The sequence below is a fragment of the Pseudomonas sp. FP453 genome, from assembly GCF_030687495.1.
Taxonomy (GTDB): domain Bacteria; phylum Pseudomonadota; class Gammaproteobacteria; order Pseudomonadales; family Pseudomonadaceae; genus Aquipseudomonas.
On record NZ_CP117435.1, the window covers coordinates 1585301 to 1602349 of the forward strand.

Sequence of the window (17049 nt, forward strand, 5' to 3'; positions counted from 1 at the left end):
AGGTTTTTCCCCCGCGAGTTCTCAATGCTGATCAAACCCCTGGCCTTCGCCCTGCTGGCCGCCGTTGCCGTGCCTGCCCATGCCGACTGGTACCTGGATAACGAATCGTCACGCCTGTCCTTCGTCACCACCAAGAACACCGACATCGCCGAGGTGCAGCGCTTTTTGGTGTTGCACGGCAAGGTTGACGGCGCTGGCGCCGCGCAAGTGGAAGTGGAGCTGGAGTCGGTCAACAGTGGTATCCCGCTGCGCGACGAGCGTATGCGCAATGACCTGTTCCAGATCAAGACCTTCCCCGACGCGCTGATCCGCGCGCAGATCAACCTGCAACCGATCAACGACCTGGCCCCTGGCGCGCAGTTGGAACTGCGCCTGCCCTTGAGCGTGACCCTGCACGGCAAGACCCAGACCTACAGCGCCGAGCTGCTGGCCACGCGCCTGGATGACCGGCGCTTCCAGGTAGTGACCCTGGAGCCTGTGGTATTGCATGCCGAGGATTTTGAGCTGATGCCGGGTGTCGCCGCATTGCGCAAGGCGGCCGGTCTGGCGTCGATCAGTTTGTCGGTGCCGGTGGGTGCGGTGCTGATCTTCACGGCGCGCTGACCGTGAGCGGCGCAGTGTTCCCGTGGCGCAGCGCCAACCGCTTTGAGTTGTTGATCGACGGGCCGAATTTCTTCCCGCAGATGCTGGTGGGTATTGCCCGCGCCGAGCGCCAGGTGGATCTGGAGTTGTACCTGGTGGAAGCCGGGGCCTGTGCCGACGCCTTGGTGCAAGCGCTGGTGCTGGCCGCCGAACGTGGCGTGCAGGTGCGCTGCCTGTTTGATGACTACGGCAGCCTGGCGTTTACCCTCGGCCTGCGCAAGCGCCTGACCGACGCCGGGGTGGAGCTGCGTTTCTACAATCGCCTCAGCTGGCGGCGCTGGATGCGCAACCTGTACCGCGACCACCGCAAGCTGTTGCTGATCGACCAAGGCAGCGCTTTTGTCGGTGGCACGGGCGTAACCGATGAGTTCTGGACCCCGGGCAATGACACGGCGGACTGGCACGAAGTGATGGTGCAGATGGACGGCCCGTTGGTGCAGGATTGGCAGGCATTGTTCGACCGCCAATGGCACGCCAACGCAGCGCGCCGGGAGTGGAAGCCGGCGACCCGTTTCGGTTTGCCACGCTTGCCCAAGATGCCCGCCACGGGGCCGGGCCTGGGCCGTGTCGCCTATGCCGATGCCCGTCAGCATCGCGACATTTTGCAATCGTTGATCCGCGCCTTGAACAGTGGCAAGCAGCGTATCTGGCTGGCTACGCCCTATTTTTTGCCGACCTGGGGCGTACGCCGCGCCTTGCGCCGTGCCGCCGGGCGTGGGGTGGATGTGCGTTTGCTGCTCACCGGGCCGCGTACCGATCACCCATCCGTGCGCTATGCCGGGCACCGGTACTACCCGCGCCTGCTGCGTTCGGGGGTGCAGATCTTTGAATACCAGCCGTGCTTTCTGCACCTGAAAATGGTGCTGGTGGACGATTGGGTCAGTGTGGGGTCGTGCAACTTCGATCACTGGAATTTGCGCTTCAACCTGGACGCCAACCTGGAAGCGTTGGACCCTGACTTGACGCGGGCAGTGGCGGGCAGTTTCGAGCGGGATTTTGCCCAGAGCCTGGCGGTGAGCCTGGAGGCGTGGCAGTCGCGGCCGTTGTGGCGGCGGGTGAAGCAGCGGGTGTGGGGGTGGATTGATCGGTTGGTGGTGAACTTGCTGGATAGACGCGGCTAACCAGACCGCTGAGATCAAAATGTGGGAGCTGGCTTGTGTGGGAGCCGGGCTTGCCCGCGATGCAGGCACCTAGGTGTTTCAGTCATACCGAGGTGATGCCATCGCAGGCAAGCCAGCTCCCACACTGACTGCATTTACAGCTTTAAATCAGAGCAGCTCAAAGGTCTGCTGCTGCACATCCTGGGAATCCAACCCAATCTGCACATTGAACTCACCCGGTTCCGCCGCGAACTTGAGCTGGGTGTTGTAGAACTTCAAGTCTTCCTCGGTGATGGTGAAGTGCAACGTGCGCTCTTCGCCCGCCTTGAGCATGACCTTCTGGAAGTTCTTCAGCTCCTTGATCGGGCGGATCATCGAGCCGGCCACGTCCTGGATATACAACTGCACCACGGTTTCGCCATCGACCTTGCCGGTGTTTTTCAGGGTAACGCTGGCGTCGAGCTTGCCGGTCTTGTTCAAGGTGGTGGACGACAACGCCATGTCCGACAGGCTGAACGTGGTGTAGCTCAGGCCATAACCAAACGGGAACAAGGGCCCTGTGGTGTCATCGAAGTACTGCGAGGTGTAGTTGCCCGGCTTGCCCGGGGTGAACGGGCGGCCAATGGTCAGGTGGTTGTAGTAGGTCGGAATCTGCCCCACCGAACGTGGGAAGGTGATCGGCAGCTTGCCCGACGGGTTGTAGTCGCCAAACAGTACGTCGGCGATGGCGTTGCCGCCTTCGGTGCCGGCGAACCAGGTTTCCAGGATCGCGTCGGCCTGTTGGTTCTCTTCGAGGATCGACAGCGGGCGGCCGTTCATCAACACCAGCACCAACGGCTTGCCGGTGGCTTTCAGGGCCTTGATCAGGTCGCGTTGGCTCTGCGGGATGTTCAGGTCGGTGCGGCTGGAAGATTCGTGGGACATGCCACGGGACTCGCCCACCGCCGCGACGATCACGTCGGCACTCTTGGCGGCTTTCACCGCTTCGTCGATCAACACCTGCGGCGCGCGTTTGTCATCCACCACTTCCGGGGCATCGAAGTTGAGGAAGTTGAGGTAGTCGACCACGGCCTTGTCGTTGGTGATGTTGGCACCACGGGCGTAGATCACTTTGCCTTTTTCACCGATCACCGCGTTCAAGCCGTCCAGCAGGGTGACCGATTGCGCAGGGCGACCGGCGGCGGCCCAGCTGCCCATCATGTCGATCGGGGCCTTGGCCAGCGGGCCGACCAGGGCGATGGTCGCGGACTTTTTCAGCGGCAGCGTTTCGTTCCTGTTTTTCAGCAACACCAGGCTGCGGCGTGCGACGTCGCGGGCTTCGGCGCGGTGCAGGCGGCTGTCGGCGTAGGTGTCGGCCGGGTCATCCTCGGCCTTGCCGATGCGCAGGTACGGGTCCTTGAACAGGCCCATGTCGTACTTGGCGCCGAGCACTTCGCGCACGGCGTTGTCGATGTCGCTCTGTTCGATCTCGCCCGACTTGAGCAGCCCCGGCAATTCCTTGCCGTACAGCGAGTCGTTCATGCTCATGTCGATGCCGGCCTTGATTGCCAGTTTCGCGGCTTCACGTCCGTCCTTGGCCACGCCGTGCTTGATCAGCTCGAAAATCGCGCCGTGGTCGCTGACGGTCAGGCCCTTGAAGCCCCAGTCGCGACGCAGCAGGTCGTTCATCAGCCAGGTGTTGGCGGTGGCGGGCACGCCGTTGATCGAGTTCAGCGCCACCATCACGCCGCCGGAGCCGGCCTTGATCGCCGCGTGGTACGGCGGCAGGTAGTCCTGGTACATCTTCACCGGGCTCATGTCGACCACGTTGTAGTCGCGACCGCCTTCCACCGCGCCATACAGGGCGAAGTGCTTGACGCTGGCCATGAGGCTGTCGGCATTTGCCGGGCTCGTGCCCTGGAACGCCTTGACCATCACTTCGGCAATGCGCGAGACCAGGTAGGTGTCTTCGCCGAAGCCTTCGGAGGTGCGACCCCAGCGAGCATCGCGGGAGATATCCACCATCGGTGCAAAGGTGATGTCGAGGCTGTCGGCCGCAGCTTCCTGGGCGGCGATGCGCCCGGAGCGGTGGATCGCGTCCATGTCCCAGCTGGAGGCCAGGGCCAGGCTGATCGGGAAAATCGTGCGGTGGCCGTGGATCACGTCGTAGGCGAAGAACATCGGGATCTTCAAGCGGCTGCGCATGGCCGCGTCCTGCATCGGGCGGTTTTCCGGGCGGGTGATCGAGTTGAACGTGCCACCGATACGGCCGGCGGCGATTTCCTGGCGGATCAGCTCGCGGGGCATTTCGGGGCCGATGCTGATCAGGCGCAATTGGCCGATCTTTTCATCGAGGGTCATCTGCTTGAGCAGGTCGCTGACAAACGCGTCCTTGTCTTTAAGCGCAGCAGGCTTTGTTTCTGCCCATACGGGGTGACTGGCCAGAGTGGCAACAAGGCCGAGCAAACACAGCTTTTTCATGAATATCCTTTTTCGGCACACTGCCCAGCGAAAACGCGCTGTTCTGCCAAAATGTGGGGGACGTATGTTGTTGTTCGAGTGTTATACCGACAAATGCCGCACACTTCGGAACTCTTATTAGCGGTGGGCATCTTTTTAGCTGATTGATTCGATGCAATCCAGTCGTGGTAGCGGATTATGCCTCACGGCTGCCCAATTCCATCAAGGTTCGCCAGGAGAAACACCATGCAAGCAGCACAAGGTTACCGCTGGGGCTTGAAAGCCGCGGCTTTGCTACTGATCAGCAGCGTGCTGAGCGGTTGCGGCATCAACAACATCCCGACCCTCGACGAACAGGCCAAAGCTGCCTGGGGCCAGGTGCAGAACCAGTACCAGCGCCGCGCCGACCTGATCCCCAACCTGGTGGAAGTGGTCAAGGGTTACGCCGCCCATGAGCAAGACACCCTCACCGCCGTGATCGAAGCGCGGGCCAAGGCCACCTCGATCCAGGTGGATGCCAGCACCCTCGACAACCCGGAAAAACTCAAGCAGTTCCAGCAAGCCCAGGACGGCTTGAGCGGTGCCCTCAGCCGTTTGATGGTGGTGTCCGAACGCTACCCGGACCTCAAGGCCAACCAGAACTTCCTGGCCCTGCAATCCCAACTTGAAGGCACCGAAAACCGCATCGCCGTGGCGCGCCGCGACTTTATCCAGGCGGTGCAGGCCTACAACACCGAGATCCGTACCTTCCCTGGCCGCCTGTGGCACAGCGTGATGTACAGCGACTTGCCGATCCGCGCCACGTTTGAAGCCACCAGCGCCGATGCCGATAAAGCACCGCAAGTGAAGTTCAAATAACGCTGCATTGAGGTGTCGATGCGTTTATTAAGGATAGGCCTGGCGCTGTGGCTGTTGGCCTGCGTGGGCGTGGCCCAGGCGGCGCTGACGTTCCCGGCGCTGAGCGGGCGGGTGGTGGACACCGCCCAGATGATCGACCCGGCGACGCGCGAGCAACTGACCCAGCAATTGCAGGCGCTGGAGCAGACCTCGGGCGACCAGATCGTGGTGGTCACCGTGCCCGACCTGCAGGGCGTGCCGATTGAAGACTTCGGTTACCAATTGGGCCGCCACTGGGGCATCGGTCAGAAGGGCAAGGACAATGGCGCGCTGTTGATCGTCGCCCGTGATGAGCGCAAATTGCGCATCGAAGTCGGCTATGGCCTGGAAGGCGTGCTCACCGATGCGCAGTCGTGGGTGATCATCAACCAGGTGATCGCGCCCAAGTTCAAGGCCGGCAACTACAGCCAGGGCATCAGCGATGGCGTGGCGGCGATGGTGCAGGTGGTGGGCGGTGAACCGCTGGCGGTGCCGGCGCATGTGGCGGATGCCAACTTTGCCAAGGATAATCCGGGGTTTTCCATTGGCCTGTTTATCCTGCTGATCGGCGTGTTGTGGCTGTGCAATCGCCTGGGCCTGCCGGTGGGCGCGATCCTTCTGGCGATCCTCAGCAGCAGTGGTCGCGGTGGCGGTGGTGGCGGCGGCGGTGGTTTCCGCGGCGGCGGTGGCGGCTTCGGCGGCGGCGGGGCATCGGGTGGCTGGTAATGACAATAACTAGAAAAGAGCATCTACAACCATGGCATTACTGACTGAACACGAGCAGCGCCAAGTGGCCGAAGCGATTGCCCGCGTCGAGAAAACCACCGACGCCGAACTGGTGACTGTGCTGGCCGCCCGCGCCGATGACTACGCCTACATTCCTTTGCTGTGGGCCAGCCTCATCGCGTTGGTAGTGCCAGGTGTGGTGCATTACCTGTCGGGCTACCTGACCATGTACACCTTGCTGCTGGCGCAATGGGCGACGTTCATCGTGTTGTGCCTGGTGTTTCGTCTGCCCAAGGTCACTACCCGTTTGATCCCGCGTTCGGTGCGCCACTGGCGTGCGTCCAACCTGGCGCGGCGGCAGTTCCTGGAGCAGAACCTGCATCACACGCTGGGCAGTACCGGGGTGCTGATCTTTGTCAGCGAGGCGGAGCGCTATGTGGAGATCCTGGTGGATGACGGGATTTCCAAGCGCCTGGATGACGGCAGTTGGGATGCCATCGTGCAGGCGTTTACCCAGCAGGTGAAGCAGGGGCAGACGCTGGCGGGGTTTATCGACTGCATCGAGGCCTGTGGCGAGTTGTTGAAGGTGCATGTGCCGGTGACGCAGACGCGTAACGAGCTGCCGAATCGCCTGGTCGTCCTCAAATAATCCAGGCGACACGGTTCTCCATGTGGGCACGGTTTCATGTGGGAGCTGGCTTGTGTGGGAGCTGGCTTGCCTGCGATAGCATCACCTCGGTACATCTGACTCACCGAGGCGTCTGCATCGCAGGCAAGCCAGCTCCCACACCAGCCTGTTTTCACATTTGGTTTGTGGCGCTTCATCGACCGTTAGTCAAATAAGCCCGTGCCCTCCAGCCCCATCCCCCCTAAAATGCCCGGCATTCCCTGCCCGAGGCGTTTTTGTTCATGTCCGTCACCGCTCAACCCGTCAGCGACCACCACGCCCAGTTCATCGAACTGCTGGGCACCAGCCTCGCGCAGAACGCCTTTATCAAGCTGGTGCTGGCCAAATACGTCGGTGACGAAGCCGAGTTGCAACGGCTGATCATCAAGGCGGTGACGGTCAAGGAACAGCCATGCCTGTCCTTCGTCTATCGCTATAAAACCCGCGACATCACCAAGAACTTCCCCGTCGCCGAGGGCGTGGCGTCGATTGCCGCGCTGCTGCCGGCGCAGTTCAAGAACGCGCACCTGCTGGCGCTGACTGACGAAGCCCAGCTGGAATACAGCAAGAAGAACAAAAGCTCGCTGTTCAAGAGCAAGCCGCAGCAACTGCGCGAGGCGCCGAGCGCCGAGCACAACCGTGAGAAAAATCGCTTCCTCGACCTCAGCCGGCCATTCCTCGCCGACCTCGGTGTGACCGACGCCAAGCAGGCGCTGATCCCGTCGATGTCGCGCAAGTGGAAGCAGATCAACAAGTTCATCGAAGTGTTCAGCCATGCGCTGACCACCTCACCGCTCAAGCTGGACCAGCCGGTGCGCGTGGCGGATTTCGGTTCGGGCAAGGGTTACCTGACGTTCGCCATCCACGATTACCTGCGCAACACCCTCAAGGCCGAGGGCGAAGTGACCGGCGTCGAGCTGCGTGAAGACATGGTGACCCTGTGCAACACCGCCGCCGCGCGCCTGGAGCATCCGGGGCTGGTGTTCAAGTGCGGCGACGTGCGCAGCGTGGCGCCCAGCGAACTGGACGTGATGATCGCCCTGCATGCCTGCGACATTGCCACCGACTATGCGATCCACACCGGCATCCGCTCCGGCGCGTCGATCATCATGTGCTCGCCGTGCTGCCACAAGCAGATCCGCCTGCAGATCCAGAGCCCGGCGCTGTTGAAGCCGATGCTGCAATACGGTTTGCACCTGGGCCAGCAGGCCGAGATGGTCACCGACTGTTTGCGTGCGCTGTTTCTGGAAGCCTGTGGTTATGAGACCAAGGTGTTCGAGTTCATCTCGTTGGACCACACCAACAAGAACAAGATGATCCTCGCGGTGAAGCGTGCGGAGCCGGTGGATAATGCGCAGTTGCTGGAGAAAATCCAGGAACTGAAGGCGTTCTACCACATCACCGAACACTGCCTGGAAACTCTGCTGCGGGCGGATGGCTACCTGAACTGACACAAAACCTTGTGGGAGCGGGCTTGCCCGCGATTGCAGTGGATCAGCACCTGATTCATCAACTGACAGACTGCTATCGCGGGCAAGCCCGCTCCCACACTAATCTCCTTCCACTGTCAGACCGCGCTAGGCTTGGGCGCAGGCTGCACCGAGGTCTTGCGCCCCAGCATCACCGTCACAATCACCCCACACGCAAACACCCAGGTAATCGGCTCGATCTGTTCACCAAAGAACAACGCCGAAAACGCGATGGTAAAGAAGATCTGCAACAACTGGATCTGGCTCACCCGCGCGATCCCGCCCATGGCCAACCCGGCATACCAGGCAAAGAACCCCAGGAACTGCGAGAACAGCGACACATAGCCAAACGCCCACCAGGTGCCCATGGAAATCGCCCCTTGATGCTGCGCCGCCAGGTACCACACCGGGCCGATCAACACCGGCGTCGACAGCACCAGCGCCCAGCAGATCACCTGCCAGCCGCCCATCTCCTTGGCCAGTCGGCCACCTTCGGCATAACCCAGGCCGCCCACCGCGATGGCGCCGAGCATCAGTAAATCGCCCGCCTGAATACTGCCCGCACCGGTGATCAACGCATAACTCAACACCAAGCCACTGCCCAGCGCCGCGCAGGCCCAGAAGGCCTTGGACGGCCGCTCGTGGGACAGCCACGCCGCATACAACGCCACGCACAGCGGTTGCAGGCCGTTGACCAGTGCACCATGGGACGCCGGCAGGGTTTGCATGGCCCACGCCGACAGCACCGGGAAGCCGAGGATCACCCCGGCAATCACCAGGCACAGGCCGCGCACCTGGCGCCAGGTCGGCCATTGCTCGCGGCGCCACAGCAACAGCGCCGCCGCCGGGACCGCCGCGAACAGCGCGCGGCCGAGGCCGTTGAGCAGCGGGTGGATTTCCTGCACCACGATGCGGGTGAAGGGCAGGGTCAGGCTGAAGATGATGACGCCCAGCAGGCCGAGGGCCATGCCGGTGTTTTCGCGCGAGCTCATGGAAGGCAACCAGAATCTAGAGGGCTTCAAGGGAAGCCCATCTAGCCACACCCCCCGCCAATCAAGGGCCTACAGCTGGGTGCGGATTTATCCGTACAGTTTTTTCAGAAGAAGCGCGTGATGCTGATCTTGGCGTTGCGGCCTTGGCTGTAGACACCTTCACCGCTGAGTGCCGGTTGGTAGAAGCGGTTGAACAGGTTGTCGACGGTGAAGTTGATCTCGGTGCCCTTGAGACCGGCCTGCTGTGGTTTCCAATTGGCGAACAAGCCTTGTGTGTCGTAGCTGGCGTTCTCTGTCTGGTCGTAGATGAAGTCGCCGATGGTGGAGTTCAAACCGCCCGCGTAGACATCGGTGGGCACGCGATCGGTCTTGCGTACGAACTGGCCCTGCCAGCCCACCTGCGCGTCCCAGCTCGGGATCTTGGTACCCAGCACCACCACCCATTTGGCCGGTGGGATATCCCGCGCCCATACGTGCAGGTCTGTCGCCCAGGGGTTGGTGTAGGGGTTGTCGCGCTTGCCTGTGGCCCAGGAATACGTCAGGGAACCGAACAGGTAGGTCGAGTCGTAGTAGCTTTCCAGCTCGACGCCCTTGATGGTCATGCCACCCACATTGCGATAGTTGGTCCTGGCTGCCGCGTCACTGCATACCGAATCGATACTGCCCGACACGGTCAACTGTCGTTCGCAGCCGACGCCGGTGGCTTTCATGATTTCGTCTTCAATACGGTTGTGGAACAGCGTGGTGCGCAGTTGCAGGTTGTCCTCGCGGGTGAATAGCCCCGAGAAGTTGGTGACGTTGCCCGCGGTAATCGCCGTAATGCGCTCCGGGTCGAGGTTCAGGCTGGTGGCGCTACGGGTGCTGATAGCGCCTTGGACTTCGTACTGTTCATCGATTACCGGCGCTCGCCACGTACGGTTCCAACTGGCGAAGAAGGCCACATCCGGGGTCACGTTCCAGAACGCGGCGAGGCGTGGTGACCAACCGGTGTAGGTGCGGTCGCTGTAGTCGTGGCCCACTTTCGGGTCAGGGCTGCTGTAGTACGGCGCATCGTTGGCTTCGCCGCGGTTGCGCACGTGGTCGTAACGCAGGGATGGCGTGAGGGTCACGTCGCCCAGGGTAATCGCGTCCTGGATGTAGAACGCGTTGCTATCGACCTTGCCGTGGGGCATGAAGTACGGCTGGAAATGCCCATAGTTGTATTTGGCGGTGTTGTAGGTGGCGCCCGGCATCCAGCTCTCGGTTTCGCGCTTGTGCTTGCGGATCTGCACGCCCGTGGTCACCGCGTGCTCCAGCGGACCTGTGGTCAGCAGGCTGGTATTGCGCAGTTCGAGGATGCGGTCTTTGTAGGACGTATCCATCTTGCGTCCACCGGTAGCCAGGCTAATGACGGCATTCTCGGCGCGCTCATCGGTCTGGTCGGTATTGGACTCCGAGTAGCTCAGCTTCAGGTCGATCAGCGGGTTGTTCAGTGGGTGGTACTCGTACTTGCTCGACCAGGTGGTGTCCACTGTGTCGCGGTCGGCCAGGAAACGAGACACCGCCGTGGCGTAGCCATAACGGTCGATGGCAGGTTGTTTCGGGGGTGATGGGTAGGACTTGGCCGAGAACGGCGTCATACGTTGGCTTTGGGCGCGAGAGTAAGACAGGCCCATGCTGTGTTCATCGGTGAAATACGCGTTGAACTTGAACAGCTGGCCTTCGACATCCTGCGCGCTGTTGGGCAAGCGCTTGGGGTTGATCGGGTATTCATTGCGCGGATCGGGCGGCGTGCCGGCGAGCTTGAGGTCGTCACCGTCGCGCTTGGTCAGGTAGGCCAGGCCGTCCATGCGGCCGTCGTCGGTGCGGCCATACACGGCGCCGGTGTAGACCTGCTCGTGGTTGTTGCTGGCGTAGCCGTATTTGACCATCGCCCCGGCATTTTGCCCGTCCTTGAGCAGGTCGGGTGCGTCCTTGGTGATCATGTTGACCGTGCCGCCAAAACCGCCGTTACCGGTAAATGGCGAGTAAGGGCCTTTTTCCACCTCAATGCTTTTGATCAGCTCGGGTTCAATGAAGATCGTGCCTTGTTGATAACGCTCGAAACCGCTTTTGGCTGCGCCATCCACGGTCATCGGTACATCCTCGGCATCGCCCATGCCGCGGATGTTCATGGTCTGGCCGCCCGGCTTGGGCGAGCCGCCCATGGATACGCCGGGCAGGGTCTGCAACAGTGAAGGAATGTTATCGGGCTGGTAGCGGTCGATATCCGCCTGGCTCAGCGTGGAGCGGCCCACGGTGCTGGAGTCGACCTGGCTACCGGTGCCGATCACGCTCAGGGCATCCAGTTGAACAACGCCACTGTTGGTGGTCTTGCCCTCATCGGGGCGCACGACGTAGGTGCTGCCGACCTTGATCAGGGTGAACTCGCCGTTTTTCAGCAGGGTACGAATCGCCACTTCCGGCGTGAAGTCGCCGTTGAGTGCTGGCGCCTGCACGTTCTTGAGCAGTTCTTCATCGAACAGCAGCTGGATTTTCGCTTGCTGCGCCACCTGGCTCAGGGACGTGGCCAGCGACTGCGCAGGCAGTTGCAGCGTGAGCGATTCGGCCTGGGCACTGGGGCTCAATACCAGGCAGCTAGCGATGAGTGTCGGTCGAAGAAACAGGTGCGAAGCGTGGCAAGGCGCGCGAAACATGGAATCCCCCGGTGCGGCTAAATAGCCAAAAAGGTGTGCGTATCAAACACAGACCGGGGGAAGACGGGGCTGGTCAACAAATCCACACCTGCGAATGCAAAATATTCTCAAATAAGCCTTACTGGCTCGATTCAATCCTGACCACGCCATCAGCCAACGCCACGGTTTTCACTGGCAGCAGGGCGGGCAGGGCGTTGAGCAGGGCGTCGGGGTCATTCACGTCAAGATTGCCCGACACCTTCAACTGCGCCACGGCCTGGCTGACTTGCAGCGGTGCCTGCGGGCGGTACAGGCTCAACTCGTCGATCAGGCTGGCCAGTTCGCGATTGCGAAACGACAAGTGCCCGCTGCGCCAGTCGGCCACCTCTTGGCCGTTGAGGGTTTGCTGTTGCAGCGTGCCCTTGGCGTAGCTGTAGGTGGCGCGTTGCTGGGCGCCGAGCAAGGTGACCGGGTTTTTCGCGTCCGGCGCGAACGCCACCTGGCCGTGGGCAACGCTGACCACCAGTTGCTGCTGGCTGCGGCGCACGTCAAAACCAGTGCCGACCACCCGCACATTCGCCTCACCGGCTTGTACGAACAGTGGCCGTTCCTTGTCGGGCGCCACCTCGATGTACAGCTGGCCTTTGTCCAGGTGCACGATGCGCTGGTGGGCGGTGAAGTCCACGCGCAGCTGGGTGTTGGCATTCACGTACAGGGTGCTGCCATCGGGCAGGTTGAGGGTGCGCATGCCTTTGGCGTGGGCGGCGACCTGGCTGTGATAAAGCGCGCGGGGTGCGCCAATGTGCGTGGCCAGCACCGCGCAGATCAATGCCGCCGCCACTGCCAGGGCCGGGCGCCACACCGACGGTTTGCGTTGGGGCAGCGCCACGGGTTTGTTCAGTTGCTGCAACTGGGCGAGGTCCGCCCACAGCTGCTCGAATTCGGCATAGGCGCGGGCATGGGCCGGCTCGGTCTGCCAGGCGGCAAAGGCCTTGCGGTCGGCGCGATCAGTGTCGGCGTGGTTGCGTGCAAACCAGCTGGCGGCTTGGGCGTCGATGGAGTCGCTGTCCTCGATGTCGATGTCGCTCAGGCGGTTCATTCTGGCTGCTCCGTGCCGGGTTCGTGTTGAAGGCGTCGCTTGCAATGCAGCAGGGCCAAGGCGATGTGCTTTTCCACCATGCTGGTGGAAATGCCCATGCGTTCGGCGATCTGCGCCTGGCTCAGGCCTTCGAAGCGGTGCAGCATAAGGGCTTCTCGGCGGCGGGGCGAGAGTTCGGCGAGGACTTCTTTCAACTGTTCCAGGCGTTGCAAGCGTTGCGCGGCGGCCATGGGCTCGTTTTGCTCGTCGGTGACAGGCTCCGCGTCCCTTTCGGCCTGATCCTGGTGGACGGTCTGCCGTACCTTCTGTTTACGCCAGTGATCGCGCAGCAGGTTGCGCGCCATCTGGAACAGAAACGCCCGTGGCTGCTCGACCTTGGCGCGGTCGCGGTAGTCCAGCCATTGGGTGAAGACATCCTGGGTCATGTCCGCCGCGTCGCTGGCGTTGTCCGTGCGTTTGCGCAGGAAATACAGGATATCTGTATAGAAACCGCGAAAGGCATCGGCCGCCAACGGGTCGGGCTTGGGACGAGACATGGATATCCTTCTTGACGAAGCACGACGGAGGAAAGTCGCGAATGGTATCGAGAACCATTGCTATTTGTCTCTATATAACGGATGTACGCGATTAAAAATGTGGGAGAAGGGCAATGTGGGAGCCGGGCTTGCCCGCGATTGCATCACCTCGGTTTCACGGATGAACCGCGGTGTCTGCATCGCAGGCAAGCCAGCTCCCACACAAGCCTGCTCCCACAAGGGCTGCGGTGTTAGCGCAGGAATGTTTTCAGCTGTTCGATCGCCGCTTCACCCAGCGGGAATACCGGAAGTCGCGGATCGCCTGCCTCCAGCCCGGTCAAGCGCAACCCGGCCTTGATCGTCGCGGGCAAACCACCTTTGAGAATGAACTCCAGCAACGGCAACTGGCGATAGAACAGCGCGCGTGCCGTTGTCAGGTCATTGGCCAGTACGGCGTCATACAAATCCAGGTTGAGCTGTGGGATCAGGTTCGGCGCCGCCGTGCACCAACCCTTGGCACCGGCCGCGAACGCTTCCAGCGCCAGCGGGTTGCAGCCGTTGTAGAACGGCACGTCACTCTGGCGATGCAACTGGTGCATGCGTTGGATATCGCCAGTGCTTTCCTTGACCATCGTCACGTTGGCGACCTGCTGGATGATGCGCAGGATCAGCGCCACCGACATGTCGGTGCCGCTGGTGGCCGGGTTGTTGTAGAGCATGATCGGCACGCCGATGCTGTCGCCAATCGCGGCGTAGTGGGCGAGGATTTCCGCCTCGCTAAGCTTCCAGTACGAGGCGGGCAGCACCATCACCACGTCGGCGCCATTGGCTTCGGCGTAGCGGGCGCGGCGCACGGCCTTGGCGGTGGTCAGGTCGGACACGCTGACGATGGTGGGTACGCGCCGGGCGATTTTTGCCAGGCTATAGGCGCTCACTTCATCCCATTCGGCGTCGCTCAGGTAGGCGCCTTCGCCGGTGCTGCCCAAGGGCGCGATGGCATGCACGCCGCTGGCGATCAAGCGGTCGATGGAGCGGCCGAGGGCGTCGAGGTCAATGCGTGAACCGTCGGCGCTGAACGGGGTGATGGTGTAGCCGATGATGCCGTGGATGGTTGGGCTGGACATGAGAGGTCTCCGCTCGAAAAAGGGTAATCAGTTCAGGCAATCGGCGTGTTGGCGCAGGTTCTGCCGGGCGTAGTAATTGAACGCGGCGCCGTGGCGCTTGGGCCGGGAGATCCAGTCGTGGGCTTCACGCCCCAGTTCCGGCAGGATCGGTTTGATGGTGCCCGCCGCCATCGCCAGCAACTGCAACTTGGCCGCACGTTCGATCAACTGCGCGATCACACAGGCTTCCTCGATGCTCGCCCCGGTGGACAGTTGGCCGTGGTGCGACAGCAGGATCGCGCGCTTGTCGCCCAGGGCCGCGGTGATGATTTCGCCTTCTTCATTACCCACCGGCACCCCCGGCCAGGCTTCCAGGAATGCACAGTCTTCGTACAGCGGGCAGAGGTCCATATGGGACACCTGCAACGGCACTTCCAGCATCGACAACGCCGCGATGTGCGTGGGGTGCGTATGGATGATGCAATTCACATCCGGCCGCCCACGGTACACCCAACTGTGGAAACGGTTGGCCGGGTTGGGAATGCCGTGGCCTTCCAATACTTCAAGGTCCTCGTTGACCAGCAGCAGGTTGCTGGCGGTGATTTCGTCAAAACCCAGGCCCAGTTGCTGAGTGTAATAGGTGCCAGGCGTTGGCCCACGGGCGGTGATCTGCCCGGCCAGGCCGGAGTCGTGGCCGTTCTCGAACAGGATGCGGCACGTGAGCGCCAGCTTTTGCCGGTCGGTCCACGTATTATCCGCCAGGGTGTTTTGCATCTGGACCAGCGCTTGCTTGACCAGTTGGTCTTTGGGGAGTGCTAATGTCTTGGCCATATCGGTGTCCTTTGGGTAGTTCAATGGACGTCTGTTTTGCTGGTCTCCCGCTGCTCGCAAGGTCGTTGGGTGAACGCAAATGACACTAAAGATGCTATATGACACAAAGTGTCATTGGCAAGCGCAGCTTATCGTTTCCTGCATGGATTAACCGCAGCACATGTCTATCCGTTTGAAATTATTGAGAAAAAAACTTGGCGTGACCTTGGATGTGCTGGCCGAAAAGTCCGGCATGACCAAGAGTTATCTGTCCAAGGTTGAACGCGGACTCAATACGCCGTCGATTGCGGCCGCGCTGAAACTGGCCAAGGCGTTGAACGTGAAGGTCGAAGAGCTGTTCAGCGAAGACAGCGTCAGCCTCGACAGCTACAGCCTGGTGCGCAGCCATGAACGGCCCGACACCGCGCCGGGTTATGCGGTGCTGGCCCATCAGGTCAGTGAGCGCAGCCTGCTGCCGTTCATCATCTACCCACCGGCGGAGTTCACCGACAAGACCTTCAAGGAGCACCTGGGGGAGGAGTTTCTGTTTGTGCATGAAGGCCAGGTGGAAGTGGATTTCATGAATGAACGGGTGATTCTGGAGCGCGGCGATGCGCTGCATTTCAATGCGCAGAAACCCCATCGGCTGAGGTCGGTGGGGCCGGTGCAGGCGCAGTTGCTGGTGGTGGTGCACAGCAAGGAAGAGTGATGCTGATTGCGCCTTGAAATGCAGTCCACTGTGGGAGCTGGCTTGCCTGCGATAGCATCACCCTGGTCTGCCTGATACACCGAGGTGTCTGCATCGCAGGCAAGCCAGCTCCCACAGTCGATCTCCTTTGTATGGGAGATCAGTGTTCGACAGGGACGGACAGTGCGGGATTGCCCAGTGGGTGAGTGCGCGCAGCGAAGAACTTCAGCTCCACGCCCGTCCCCTCGAACATCTCCGAATACCGCCGCTTCTGCTGCCGAATAAACCCATCACTGCGCCCCGACACCGAAATCGCCAGGGTGCTCAACTTGGCCTGGCGAATCGCATCCACCAAGTGTTTATCCTGTGCGCCCAAATCGTGGCCAAAGATGCACAGCGCGCCCTGATGGCCGAGCAACTGTTCATAACAGAACGACAGGTAATCCGAGCTGCGGATGCTCTTCAGTTTCTCCTCCACCTTGCCTTCGCTGACAAACAGCGGCACATCGTCCAGGGTCTTGATCGTGTTGTTGATCGCAAAACTGCTGAGCAAGGTGCTGTCGGTGGTCGGCAGTTTGCGCGCGGTGCCGTCGAGGTTGCGCACCAGGTGCAGGCCGCCGTGCAAGTAGAGGATGCGTGTGGCGCTGGTGTGGGTGTTGCGCAGGTCGAAACTGGCGTCGGCACTGCGGAACAGGTCGTCGATGCCCGGTGTGTGCAGGATCGCCCAGTAGTTGAGCAAGTCGTAGTTGCTCGTGAATACCGTGGCGTAGCTCGCCAGTTCGCGGTTGATCGTCTCCAGTGTCGACGGCTGCACCAGGCGCCACGGGATATGCACGGCGTGGATGGTGTTGATCAACGCTTCCTTGATCGCGTAGTAGCGATTGCGCGGCGCCGCCGAGCTGACCGCCAGGGCCTTGTTGACCCGGCTGGTGGTTTTCAGGGCGCCCAGGGCCTGCTCGAAACTACGGGTTTGCAGGGCGTCGAACACGCTGAGTTCGGATGGGCTCAGGGGTTTTTCTTCGACGGTGCGCGCGTTTTCGAACAGCGAGTCGTAGGCAAAGTCTTCCCAAATCGTACGACTGGCGCCGTTGCCGATCAGAATCCCGCTGAAGTCGATGGCGCCGCGCAGGGCGCTCCAGTCTTCAAGGTGGGCGTCAATATCCTGGAAATCCTTCATTGCGGCGGGTCTACTCGAATTCGGCTGGGCGGTGACTTTATCACGAGCGGGCGTTGATCCTGATCAAGATGCTGTGGCCGTCAGCGGTTGAT

15 protein-coding genes are annotated in these 17049 nt (G+C 61.5%); 7 read left to right on the forward strand and 8 right to left on the reverse strand.

Annotated elements, in window-relative coordinates; all coding sequences use genetic code 11:
• The first annotated feature begins 24 nt into the window (after positions 1–24).
• Positions 25–603 (forward strand): YceI family protein, encoded by a 579-nt coding sequence (locus tag PSH87_RS07130; RefSeq protein ID WP_017736902.1) that lies wholly within the window; start codon positions 25–27, stop codon positions 601–603.
• A gap of 2 nt (positions 604–605) precedes the next feature.
• Positions 606–1763 carry a phosphatidylserine/phosphatidylglycerophosphate/cardiolipin synthase family protein gene (locus PSH87_RS07135; protein WP_305432974.1) on the forward strand — a complete coding sequence of 386 codons (1158 nt, stop codon included), beginning with the start codon at positions 606–608 and terminating at the stop codon, positions 1761–1763.
• A gap of 147 nt (positions 1764–1910) precedes the next feature.
• On the opposite strand, the gene bglX is transcribed toward PSH87_RS07135, so the two are convergent.
• Entirely contained in the window at positions 1911–4202 is a 2292-nt protein-coding gene (gene bglX / locus PSH87_RS07140; protein WP_305432975.1) for a beta-glucosidase BglX, read from the reverse strand.
• Between the two features lie 225 nt (positions 4203–4427).
• On the opposite strand from bglX, the gene PSH87_RS07145 reads away from it, so the two are divergent.
• The 4 genes from PSH87_RS07145 to PSH87_RS07160 all read left to right on the forward strand — a co-directional run bounded on the left by PSH87_RS07145 (position 4428) and on the right by PSH87_RS07160 (position 7901).
• Positions 4428–5039 (forward strand): LemA family protein, encoded by a 612-nt coding sequence (locus tag PSH87_RS07145; protein WP_017737110.1) that lies wholly within the window; start codon positions 4428–4430, stop codon positions 5037–5039.
• 18 nt (positions 5040–5057) lie between these two features.
• Complete coding sequence (locus tag PSH87_RS07150) at positions 5058–5783, forward strand: YgcG family protein (RefSeq protein WP_017737109.1); 726 nt, start codon at positions 5058–5060, stop codon at positions 5781–5783.
• A gap of 31 nt (positions 5784–5814) precedes the next feature.
• The gene (locus PSH87_RS07155) at positions 5815–6432 is read left to right on the forward strand and encodes a TPM domain-containing protein (protein ID WP_017737108.1); all 618 of its coding nucleotides are present in this window, start codon (positions 5815–5817) and stop codon (positions 6430–6432) included.
• Between the two features lie 260 nt (positions 6433–6692).
• Positions 6693–7901: an SAM-dependent methyltransferase gene (locus tag PSH87_RS07160; protein ID WP_305432976.1), complete on the forward strand. Its 1209-nt coding sequence runs from the start codon at positions 6693–6695 to the stop codon at positions 7899–7901.
• Positions 7902–8017: 116 nt separating this feature from the next.
• Here the strand turns inward: PSH87_RS07160 and PSH87_RS07165 are convergent, their stop codons facing one another.
• The 6 genes from PSH87_RS07165 to PSH87_RS07190 all read right to left on the reverse strand — a co-directional run bounded on the left by PSH87_RS07165 (position 8018) and on the right by PSH87_RS07190 (position 15113).
• Positions 8018–8911 carry a DMT family transporter gene (locus tag PSH87_RS07165; protein ID WP_124525928.1) on the reverse strand — a complete coding sequence of 298 codons (894 nt, stop codon included), beginning with the start codon at positions 8909–8911 and terminating at the stop codon, positions 8018–8020.
• A 104-nt stretch (positions 8912–9015) separates the two neighbouring features.
• Entirely contained in the window at positions 9016–11586 is a 2571-nt protein-coding gene (locus tag PSH87_RS07170; protein ID WP_305432977.1) for a TonB-dependent receptor, read from the reverse strand.
• Positions 11587–11704: 118 nt separating this feature from the next.
• On the reverse strand, positions 11705–12664 hold the full coding sequence (locus tag PSH87_RS07175; RefSeq protein ID WP_305432978.1) for a FecR domain-containing protein: 960 nt from the start codon (positions 12662–12664) through the stop codon (positions 11705–11707).
• Positions 12661–13200 (reverse strand): RNA polymerase sigma factor, encoded by a 540-nt coding sequence (locus PSH87_RS07180; RefSeq protein WP_257782482.1) that lies wholly within the window; start codon positions 13198–13200, stop codon positions 12661–12663. Before PSH87_RS07180 ends, PSH87_RS07175 begins: the two co-directional genes overlap by 4 nt.
• A gap of 230 nt (positions 13201–13430) precedes the next feature.
• Entirely contained in the window at positions 13431–14303 is an 873-nt protein-coding gene (locus tag PSH87_RS07185; protein WP_305432979.1) for a dihydrodipicolinate synthase family protein, read from the reverse strand.
• A gap of 27 nt (positions 14304–14330) precedes the next feature.
• Positions 14331–15113, reverse strand: a complete 783-nt coding sequence (locus PSH87_RS07190; RefSeq protein ID WP_017737101.1) for an aldolase — start codon at positions 15111–15113, stop codon at positions 14331–14333.
• Between the two features lie 160 nt (positions 15114–15273).
• Here PSH87_RS07190 and PSH87_RS07195 point away from each other — a divergent pair, with 160 nt between their 5' ends.
• Positions 15274–15801: a helix-turn-helix domain-containing protein gene (locus tag PSH87_RS07195; protein ID WP_017737100.1), complete on the forward strand. Its 528-nt coding sequence runs from the start codon at positions 15274–15276 to the stop codon at positions 15799–15801.
• Between the two features lie 139 nt (positions 15802–15940).
• Here PSH87_RS07195 and PSH87_RS07200 read toward each other — a convergent pair whose 3' ends face one another.
• Positions 15941–16957, reverse strand: a complete 1017-nt coding sequence (locus tag PSH87_RS07200) for a DUF4917 family protein (RefSeq protein WP_305432980.1) — start codon at positions 16955–16957, stop codon at positions 15941–15943.
• Positions 16958–17049: the final 92 nt, after the last annotated feature.